The organism is Nocardia mexicana NBRC 108244, assembly GCF_001613165.1.
GTDB lineage: Bacteria > Actinomycetota > Actinomycetes > Mycobacteriales > Mycobacteriaceae > Nocardia > Nocardia mexicana.
The window spans coordinates 37086-45511 of the sequence record NZ_BDBV01000111.1 but is presented as its reverse complement, the minus strand read 5'-3'; the positions used below and the strand labels follow the sequence as shown (position 1 = coordinate 45511).

Annotated in this window: 11 protein-coding genes; 4 read left to right on the top strand and 7 right to left on the bottom strand. The window is 68.5% G+C overall.

The genetic code is table 11. The features are described from left to right. A partial coding sequence (locus NM1_RS35620) for a PucR family transcriptional regulator (protein ID WP_169814380.1) occupies positions 1-391 on the top strand: 391 nt, incomplete at its 5' end. A 3-nt stretch (positions 392-394) separates the two neighbouring features. On the opposite strand, the gene NM1_RS35615 is transcribed toward NM1_RS35620, so the two are convergent. The 3 genes from NM1_RS35615 to NM1_RS42750 all read right to left on the bottom strand — a co-directional run bounded on the left by NM1_RS35615 (position 395) and on the right by NM1_RS42750 (position 1509). Beyond that, positions 395-820: an RsbRD N-terminal domain-containing protein gene (locus tag NM1_RS35615; RefSeq protein WP_068030617.1), complete on the bottom strand. Its 426-nt coding sequence runs from the start codon at positions 818-820 to the stop codon at positions 395-397. 139 nt (positions 821-959) lie between these two features. Next, positions 960-1298 (bottom strand): hypothetical protein, encoded by a 339-nt coding sequence (locus NM1_RS44330; RefSeq protein WP_246011768.1) that lies wholly within the window; start codon positions 1296-1298, stop codon positions 960-962. A 25-nt stretch (positions 1299-1323) separates the two neighbouring features. After that, positions 1324-1509 (bottom strand): hypothetical protein, encoded by a 186-nt coding sequence (locus tag NM1_RS42750; RefSeq protein WP_147289168.1) that lies wholly within the window; start codon positions 1507-1509, stop codon positions 1324-1326. A gap of 169 nt (positions 1510-1678) precedes the next feature. Between NM1_RS42750 and NM1_RS35605 the strand changes: the two genes are divergently transcribed. From NM1_RS35605 to NM1_RS35595, 3 genes are all read left to right on the top strand, one after another. Beyond that, positions 1679-2575 (top strand): helix-turn-helix domain-containing protein, encoded by an 897-nt coding sequence (locus NM1_RS35605; protein WP_068030611.1) that lies wholly within the window; start codon positions 1679-1681, stop codon positions 2573-2575. Between the two features lie 37 nt (positions 2576-2612). Beyond that, positions 2613-3437 carry an SAM-dependent methyltransferase gene (locus NM1_RS35600; RefSeq protein WP_068030608.1) on the top strand — a complete coding sequence of 275 codons (825 nt, stop codon included), beginning with the start codon at positions 2613-2615 and terminating at the stop codon, positions 3435-3437. Between the two features lie 69 nt (positions 3438-3506). Then, positions 3507-3896, top strand: a complete 390-nt coding sequence (locus NM1_RS35595) for a DUF397 domain-containing protein (RefSeq protein WP_084520359.1) — start codon at positions 3507-3509, stop codon at positions 3894-3896. 223 nt (positions 3897-4119) lie between these two features. Here the strand turns inward: NM1_RS35595 and NM1_RS35590 are convergent, their stop codons facing one another. The 4 genes from NM1_RS35590 to NM1_RS35575 all read right to left on the bottom strand — a co-directional run bounded on the left by NM1_RS35590 (position 4120) and on the right by NM1_RS35575 (position 8372). Continuing rightward, on the bottom strand, positions 4120-4476 hold the full coding sequence (locus NM1_RS35590) for a nitroreductase/quinone reductase family protein (protein WP_068030600.1): 357 nt from the start codon (positions 4474-4476) through the stop codon (positions 4120-4122). 81 nt (positions 4477-4557) lie between these two features. Then, positions 4558-5538 carry a prolyl aminopeptidase gene (gene pip, locus NM1_RS35585; protein ID WP_068030666.1) on the bottom strand — a complete coding sequence of 327 codons (981 nt, stop codon included), beginning with the start codon at positions 5536-5538 and terminating at the stop codon, positions 4558-4560. A gap of 463 nt (positions 5539-6001) precedes the next feature. After that, positions 6002-7204 (bottom strand): MFS transporter, encoded by a 1203-nt coding sequence (locus NM1_RS35580; protein ID WP_068030654.1) that lies wholly within the window; start codon positions 7202-7204, stop codon positions 6002-6004. A 46-nt stretch (positions 7205-7250) separates the two neighbouring features. After that, complete coding sequence (locus NM1_RS35575; RefSeq protein WP_084520358.1) at positions 7251-8372, bottom strand: PLP-dependent cysteine synthase family protein; 1122 nt, start codon at positions 8370-8372, stop codon at positions 7251-7253. Between the last annotated feature and the right edge of the window lie 54 nt (positions 8373-8426).

The following is an 8426-nucleotide window of genomic DNA, read 5'->3' as shown; positions in this document are numbered from 1 at the left end:
CGTCACCGCCGGAACCGACACCATCCCCACCGCCGCCGACCAAGCCCACCAACTCCTCGACATGGTCGCCCGCCTGCACTCCGAACCCGCCCTCTACCGATTCGACGACCTCGCCCTCGAATACCAACTCACCCGCCCCGGCCCCGGACGCGAATACCTCGGCTCCCTCCTCGACCCCCTCGACCACCACCCCGAACTCCTCGACACCCTCCAAACCCACATCGCCCACAACCTCAACCGCCAACGCACCGCACGCCTACTCCACGTCCACACCAACACCGTCGACTACCGACTCAAACGCATCGGCCAACTCACCGGCTTCGACCCCACCCAGGCCAGCGGACTCTGGTACCTCCGCTCCGCACTCGTCGCCCGCAGCTACGGCGACTGAGGGCTACCAGCCGGGCCGGTGCTGGATCGCGGCGACGTACGCCCGCGAGACCGTCGAGGTCAGTACGTCGAGGATGTCGACCAGAAAGGCCCGGTCGGCCAGCGGATCCGAACGGCCGCGGCCCCCGGACGGATCGATCCGGTCCAGGCTCACCTTGACGCCGCAGTGAATCGCGTGCTGGACCGTATCTATCGGCACGCCGTCGCGGGCCCAGTCGGCGGCCGCGTCCTCGAGCCGGTGCAGCGCCTGCGTCGCCGCCGCCTCGGTGGCGTCGAGCAGCACGATCGCGAGTTCGAAACCCAGTCGCATGACCGCGGTAGGATCCGATCCCCCTGTGCCCCAATCGCTTTCCGGGACCGGGTGCCGCTGGTTTCCGGATTCGCCGGAGTCGTCCGGGGAATCGGCGTTGCCGGAATCGTTGCTTCGCATAGCGCTCCTCCGTCCACCGCGTCCCTTCGCAGCACCGAAAGTATCTGGGACACGCGACGAATACGAGCACTCCACTGCGGTTGACACAAACCTCCGAACGACGACGCGCCGGGTTTGTGACCGATCCCAAGAACGAACTCTAGTGCACCCGCCCGGAATCGGGTTTCAGCCGGCCCTCTTCCACCAGGGTCTGGTACGCCGCACGCTTGCGCGGGCACTCCTCGCGCCGACAGCCACGGTGTCGCTGCATCGCCAGATGCGCATCGCTCACCGACATCGGCTCCTCCGGCGCCTCGTGCGGCCAGCCGATCGGCCATACGGACACGTCCATTGTGTCTCCTCCGGGGGCGGGCGCCCCTCGCGCATCATCGGATTCGGCCGAATCACGCTGCGGCGGACGGAAACCCTGCCACAGCGCGGCCGCCGAGAGCGCGATCACCGCACCACACACCACCACGACGGCAGCCAACCCCATCACGACGAACTCCGGCCTTCGGGCATGACTAGTCGTCGTCCAGCCCGGCAGACAGGTATGCCACCGCCGCCAGCCACTGCGCACACGACACCGTGTGCTCCGCGCTGAGAATCCGGCGCGCGAGGGCGTCGGTCAGCCCTCCGTCCAGGTCGCGGCATCCCCGCTCCTCGCCCAAATGGCAAGGCGCGGAACACCTTCGCGTGGTAGTCGTCATGCGACTCCCCCTCCGCCGAGACGCTGCCGAGTACCGCCGACGACGCCCGCTACATACTGAAACTGTGATACTCTTAACGTGATAGATGTTAGCGTGATTATCACGTTAATGAAAGAGGTTGGGGCGGAAGGGGTTCAGGGCGTATCGGCTCCGCCGCACGCCGATCATCATGGGTACGCGATTACGCACGGCGCGGAAACTCCTGCTGGGCCGCGAGATCGAGCACATGATCAATACGGCGGGCCTCAGCCAGAACGAGGCGGCCAAGATCATCGAGACCAGCCAGAGCCGCATCGCCATGCTCACCAACGGCGCCAGCTCCATCACCGTGGGCGATCTGGAGCGGCTGGCCACCGAGCTCGGCTTCACCGATACCGGCTATCTCGACACCCTCAAGGAATTGCGCCGCGACAACCACAAGCGCGGCTTCTGGAACAGCGGCTACCGCCGCGCCTACATCGAAGAACTCCGCCTGCTGGTCGATCTGGAGGCCCACGCCAGCCTGCTGCGCGTCGCCGAGGCCGAGATCATGCCCGGACTCATCCAGTGCGAGTCCTACATTCGCGCCCTGCACGAACCCGAACATCCCACCGAGCCCGATCCCGACCAGGTCACGGTCGAGGATTCGGTGCAGGCACGGCTGGCCAGACAGCAGATCCTGACCGAATCGCAGTCACCGGAATTCCGCGCGATCCTCTCCGAATCCTGCCTGCGCCGCGAGTACGGCGGCCGGGCGGTCATGGTCGAACAGCTCGAACATCTGCTGACGCTGTCCCGGCGGCCCAACATCCTGCTGCAGGTGCTGCCGTTCACCGTCACCACCCACGGCGCGGGCATGGAGGACCGGTTCACCCTGATCCGGGTGCCCTCGCCGGGCGCGGCCGGCGACCTGGACATGGCAATCGTGGAGAGCCAGGGCGATATTCGCTACATCGACGACAAGCCCGCCGTCACCGCGCGCGAGGCGGTGTGGTCGCGGTTGTCAGCCGCGGCGCTGGGGGTAGAGGATTCCCGGACGTTCATCGAGCACGTCGCGCGCTCGTTCCGCCGCAAGACGTTCACCTGACGGGTCATCAGTTTCAACCAGGATCGATGGGGGTCCCATGAGCGCCAACGACTTCGAGTCCCGCGAGATCGATGCCAGCCGACCGTCCGCGGCCCGGATGTATCACTACTACCTGTCCGGCGAGGCGGTATTCGACGTCGACAAGATCTTCGGCGAACGCATCTTCCAGATCTTCCCGTATGCCGACGCCTGGGCCCATCACAACCGCGAATTCCTGCAGCGCGCCGTCAGATACATGGTGGCGCAGGGCATTCGGCAGTTCCTCGACATCGGCTCGGGACTGCCGACGGTCGGCAACACCCACGAGGTGAGCCGGTCCATGGCGGCCGATGCTCGGGTGGTGTACGTCGACAACGACATGGAGGCGGTCAACCGCGCGCACGAGTTGCTGCAGCAGCAGCGCGCGCTCGGCAGCACCGCCGTCGTCGAGGCCGATCTGCGCGTGCCCGAGCTGATCCTCGACCATCCCGACACCCGCCGCCTGATCGACTTCGATCAGCCGATCGGGCTGCTGATCGTCAGCGTGTGGCCGTTCGTCCCCGACAGCGACCGGCCCTACGAGCTGATGGCGCAACTGCGCGACCGGTTGCCCTCGGGCAGCTACGTGGCTATGAGCCACGTCTCACTCGACGACGCCTCGGACGAGCTCAAACAGCGCATCGCCGCGGCCGCCGACCTGTACAAGGAGACATCCGACCCGGTGAACGTGCGCAGTCGCGACGATTTCGCCGCCTTCTACGACGGTTTCGAGATGATCGCGCCGGGGCTCGTGTACGCCCCGGACTGGCGGCCGGAGCGACCGGTGGATCCGCGAGATCCGGCACGGCCGTGTAATTTCGCCGCGGTTGGCTACAAGCCATAGGTACACCGCAGTCGCGCGGCGCTTCGTTTTCGCGTGGCTGCAGCTTTACTCTGTAGAAAGGCACCACCAATGACGCTGCTACCTACCTTTACCGCGGGTGAATTCCGCAAGGCGAGCTACAGCTCGCCCAACCAGAACTGCGTGCGCATCGCGCGCAGGGACGGCTGGACCGCGGTGTGGGACGACAAGCGCGCCACCGATCGCACCACCCCCGCCACCGCGCTACCCGCGGATGAGTTGCTGCTGTTCACCGATGAACAGTTCGACACGTTCCAGGCCGGTGTGCGCGGCACCGTGACGCATCGGTCGCCGCTCGCGGTCACCCGCCGCGAGGACGGCCACTACGTCTTCCGCGCCGCCACACCGCAACCCGTGGTGGGCGTCGAACTCGTCTTCGACCAGGACGAACTCGACGCCTTTCACCACGGGGTGCGCGATCACGAATTCGACCACGCCTAGCGCAACCGAAATCCATCCCACCACGATCGAATCAGGAACAACCATGTCCACGGCAGGTGTCCGCCCCGCGCGGGCACTGTGCCCGGTTCCCCTCGACCGTCGATGCAACTACCTTGCGCACCAACAACTTTAAGCCCGAAGCCGGGGCGGCGCAGCTCGGCGAGGACAACTCACCAACGGCGCACGCGGCGGTTGGGGCGCCGTCACAAGGGGTTTCGGTGCGTCAGTTCGTCTCGTCGAGGCGTACTCGCACGGTGACGCGGCCGCGTTCGTCGCGCTTGGCGACCGCGTGGCCGGTGCGGTCGGCGCCCTCGAGGTGCAGGGTGATCGGGCCGCCCTCGCCGAGGAAATTGCGCCACCAGGACTTCTTGTCCGGCATGGCGACGCCGATGACCAGCTCGCCGTCCACCCGCCGGTAGTTCACGGGCGTGCTGAAGGTCTTGCCCGACTTGCGCCCGACGTAGGTGATCTGCACGAAGCTCTTGCCCATGAGCGGGCCGACCACGGGCGCTTCGGTCAGGGCGACCACCCCGGCGTTGAATCCCCGCACGGCCCTGCCCAGCAGTGAGTTCGATTCCATGATTCCTCCTGGTGGGTACCCGGAACTCCCGGACATCCGCAACTCTAGTGCGCCGCCGCTGCGCGGTGCGCCGCAGACTTCCTACCGAGTCCCGAAGTCGCGGACAGCGCGCAGCACGGCCTGCTCCATGGCGGGACTGCCGGTGTGGCCGGAATCGTCGATGATCCACAGCCGGGCATCGGGCCACACCTTCGCCAGCTCCCACGCCGTACCCAGCGGGCCGGACAGATCGAGGCGGCCGTGAATGAGGACGCCGGGGATGCCCGCCAGCCGGTCCGCGTCGCGAAGCAGCTGGTCGTCGGCGAGCCAGGCGGCGTTGGCGAAGTAGTGCGTGCAGATCCGGACCATCGCGAGCATATCGGCGTCGGGTTTCGCGCTGTATTGCCCTGGGCTGCCGAGGTTTTCGTGCGCGATGACGGCGTCCTCCCAGGCACACCAGTCGCGGGCGGCGCGCATGCGCACGTCAGTGTCCGGGTCGTTGACCAGCCGCGCGTAGGCGTCCACCAGATTTCCGTCGCGCTCCGCGGGCGGGACTCCGTCGCGAAACGCGTCCCACGCCTCCGGCAGCAGCCGGGCGAGACCGTGGTACAGCCAGTCGACCTCCTCCCAGCGGGTCATCGTCACCCCGACCAGCACGATCTCGGCGACCCGCTGCGGATATCGCTGCGCGTAGGCGAGGATCAGGGTCGATCCCCACGACCCGCCGTACAGCAGCCAGCGGTCGATGCCCAGGTGTTCGCGCAGCCGCTCCATATCGGCGATCAGGTGGTCGGTGGTGTTGGCCGCCAGACCGACGGCGGGGTCCGACGCATGAGGCACGCTCCGGCCGCAGCCGCGCTGATCGAACAGCACGATGCGATACACGTCCGGGTCGAATGTCCGCCGCGATCCGCGAGACCCGCCCGACCCCGGACCGCCGTGCACCACCAGTGCCGGCTTACCGTCCGGGTTTCCGCTTGTCTCCCAATAGATTCGGTTACCCTCCCCGACATCGAGCAGGCCGTTGGCGTAGGGCTCGATCTCCGGAAAACGCTGCAGCACGTCCGTCGGCTCGGATGTCATCCGCCGATCTTCGCCGATCCCGCCCCCGAGCGCCAGCAACGACAGCGGGCCCGGTCTTCGGGACTGGAACGACACTCTGGAGTATCCGAAGGCCCTGCGCGCCGACGCACCGGGCGTCTGGTGGGGTATCGCCCAACTGGCCTTCACCTACGCGCACGCCAATCACGCCCCGCGCGGCGGGACGGCCCTGTGCGCGGGACTGATCGCACAGGCCGCCGCCCAGAGCGCACACGCCGTCCTCGCCGCCCGGGGCGAATGGCCGACCAACGAGAAGGCACTGCTCGCCCGTGCCGGACTCACCGAGATCGACCGGATCGTCGCCGACCTGCGCGCGGACCCCGACGCGCTGGCCCTGGCGGTGGACCGGTCCCGCACCGTCTGCGAAACCGCCGTGCGCCACGCGACCGGAGGGTGCCGGTAGTCCCCGCGAATCGGAGATCCGGCACCTCCGGGGCTCACCGGATCAAGTCGCCGCGGACACCTGCTCGGGCCTGTCCGGGACCCGCCGGCGCTCCAGCCGATACAGGGCGGTCGCCGCGAGGGCGCCGACGACCATGAGCCCGGCCCAGACCGCCCAATCCGCTCCCGCGTCGCGGGCCGCGCCAACCACCGCGCCGGTGGCCAGGTTCCCCGCCAGGATGCCCACGCCGACCACGGTGTTGTAGAACCCGTAGTGCGTCGCCACCAGGCGGCCGTCGGACAGCGAGACCACGGTATCCATCTCGAACGGAAACACCGCAGCGGTGCCGACCGCCAGGACGGCCGACGAAATCAACAGTGCCGCAATCGCTCCCGCGGTACCGAGACGCTGTGGACCGGAGACGAGCAGCAGCGGCAGGAACGCCGCCGCCAGCACCCCCATGCCGACGACCAGACCGCGACCGGTCCCCCACCGCCGACGGAACCACGCGGTGATCCGCAACTGGCCCGCCACGGCGACCACTCCCGACACCACGAATACCGCGGAGGTCACCGCCTGCGCGTGCGCGGGGGCGAGGTGTTCCGCCTGCAGCGGCAGCGCCAGATACACCTGGAACGACAGTACATACGAGCCGATCATGGCGATCGCGAACGCCACGAACCGCCGATTGGACACCACCGAGCGCCAGTCCGCGAGCACCGAGGTGCGCTCGCCGGATTCGGCGGCGCGCCGCTCCGGCAGCGCGAACAGCTGCGCCACCGTCAGCACCGCGAACACCACCGCCGCCACCCCCGCCGCCATGCGGAAGTCCAACGCCAGCAACGCGAGTCCGACCAGCGGGCCCGCCAGGATGCCCGCCTGGTAGAAGATGTTGAACATCGCGAACGCCTCCACGCGGCGTTCGCCCGCGTCGGCGGCCAGATACGCCCGCACCGCCGGATTGAACAGCGCTCCGGCGAAACCGGTTGCCGCGGAGGCGATCAGCAGTCCGGGCAGCGAGGTCGCGAATATCAGCAATCCGAAACCGGCCGTGCGCAACAGACATCCGGCCACGATCAGCGGCTTGTACCCCAGCCGGTCCGCGAGGGTGCCGCCCACCAGGAACATTCCCTGCTGGGAGAAGTTGCGCACCCCCAGTACCAGCCCGACCGCCCAGGCCGCCAGACCCAGTGGGCCCGACAGATATCCGGCCAGATAGGGCATCAGCATGTAGAAACCGAGGTTGATCCCGAACTGGTTGATCATCAGCAGCCGGGCGGCGGGGTCGAAACTGCGGAATTTCGTCAGCACGTCACCGCACCTCCGTACCGGCGAGTCCGCTCGGGTCGACGACGGTCTCGCAGCGGGTCCACGACCGCGCGACGCGCTCGGCCGGGTGCGCGATGGTGTCCGGCGCGATCGGCGGATCGGCGTCGAGGAGACCGTGTTCGGCGCAGTAGGCGTCGTTGTAGACCGTGTCGAAGTAGCGGTTCGGGCCGTCGGGGAAAACCGCGGCGATCCGGGTGTCGGTGTCGTGCGTCCCCGCGGCCCAGCCCGCGACCAGCGCCACCGCGCCGACGCTCCAGCCGCCGCTGGCGTGGTGGGTCGCGGCCAGGGTACGGGCGGCCCACACCGCCTCGGCCGGTGCGACCCAATGGATTTCGTCGAATGCGCCGTAGTCGACATTGCGCGGGTGGATGCTCGAGCCGAGCCCCCGCATCAGCCGCGGGCCCGCGGGCTGGCCGAAGATCGTCGACGAGACGGTGTCGACGCCGATCAGCTTCAGCCCCGGGTTGAATCGCCGCAGCACGCGCGCCACCCCGGCCGAATGCCCACCGGTACCGACCGCGCAGACCAGCACGTCCACACCGCCCAGCTGTTCGATCAGCTCCAGCGCCAGCGGCGCGTAGCCCTCCACATTGTCGGGATTGCTGTACTGGTCCGGGCACCAGGCGCCCGGCTCCCGCGCGAGCAGTTCGCGCACGCGGTCGCGGCGGGCCTGCTGCCAGCCGCCCGCCGGGTGCGGTTCGGACACCAGATCGACCCGGGCCCCGTACGCCGCCAGCATCCGCGCGACGATCGGCTCCAGACCGGGGTCCGTCACCACCGTGACCGGATGCCCGTAGACCAGGCCCGCCAGCGCGAGGCCCAAACCCAGGGTGCCACTGCTGGATTCGACGATGCGGGCACCGGGCGCGAGCTCACCGCGCTGCTGCGCACGCCGCACCATGTGCAGTGCGGGGCGGTCCTTCATGCCGCCGGGGTTGTATCCCTCCAGCTTGGCCCAGAAGCCCCGCCCGGCCGGGGCCAGCGGCTCCCCGACCCACAGCACCGGGCTATTGCCGACCAGGGTGTGCGGCCGCCGGGCCGCACCGGGCGCCGGGTCGGGCAGCGCGGGAACCTCGGCACTCTTGTCGAGCACAAGTTCGTCCATGACTGTCGCTTTCTGTATCGAATCCGTTCCACGGGAACGGGTTTCGGACGCATG

What these genes read in the sequence shown, in the direction of transcription:
- NM1_RS35600 (WP_068030608.1), top strand. Translation starts at nt 2,613, where the DNA reads ATGAGCGCCAACGACTTCGAGTCCCGCGAGATCGATGCCAGCCGACCG.
- NM1_RS35615 (WP_068030617.1), bottom strand. Translation starts at nt 820, where the DNA reads ATGCGAAGCAACGATTCCGGCAACGCCGATTCCCCGGACGACTCCGGC.
- NM1_RS35580 (WP_068030654.1), bottom strand. Translation starts at nt 7,204, where the DNA reads ATGATCAACCAGTTCGGGATCAACCTCGGTTTCTACATGCTGATGCCC.
- pip (WP_068030666.1), bottom strand. Translation starts at nt 5,538, where the DNA reads ATGACATCCGAGCCGACGGACGTGCTGCAGCGTTTTCCGGAGATCGAG.
- NM1_RS35595 (WP_084520359.1), top strand. Translation starts at nt 3,507, where the DNA reads ATGACGCTGCTACCTACCTTTACCGCGGGTGAATTCCGCAAGGCGAGC.
- NM1_RS35605 (WP_068030611.1), top strand. Translation starts at nt 1,679, where the DNA reads ATGGGTACGCGATTACGCACGGCGCGGAAACTCCTGCTGGGCCGCGAG.
- NM1_RS35575 (WP_084520358.1), bottom strand. Translation starts at nt 8,372, where the DNA reads ATGGACGAACTTGTGCTCGACAAGAGTGCCGAGGTTCCCGCGCTGCCC.
- NM1_RS35590 (WP_068030600.1), bottom strand. Translation starts at nt 4,476, where the DNA reads ATGGAATCGAACTCACTGCTGGGCAGGGCCGTGCGGGGATTCAACGCC.
- NM1_RS42750 (WP_147289168.1), bottom strand. Translation starts at nt 1,509, where the DNA reads ATGACGACTACCACGCGAAGGTGTTCCGCGCCTTGCCATTTGGGCGAG.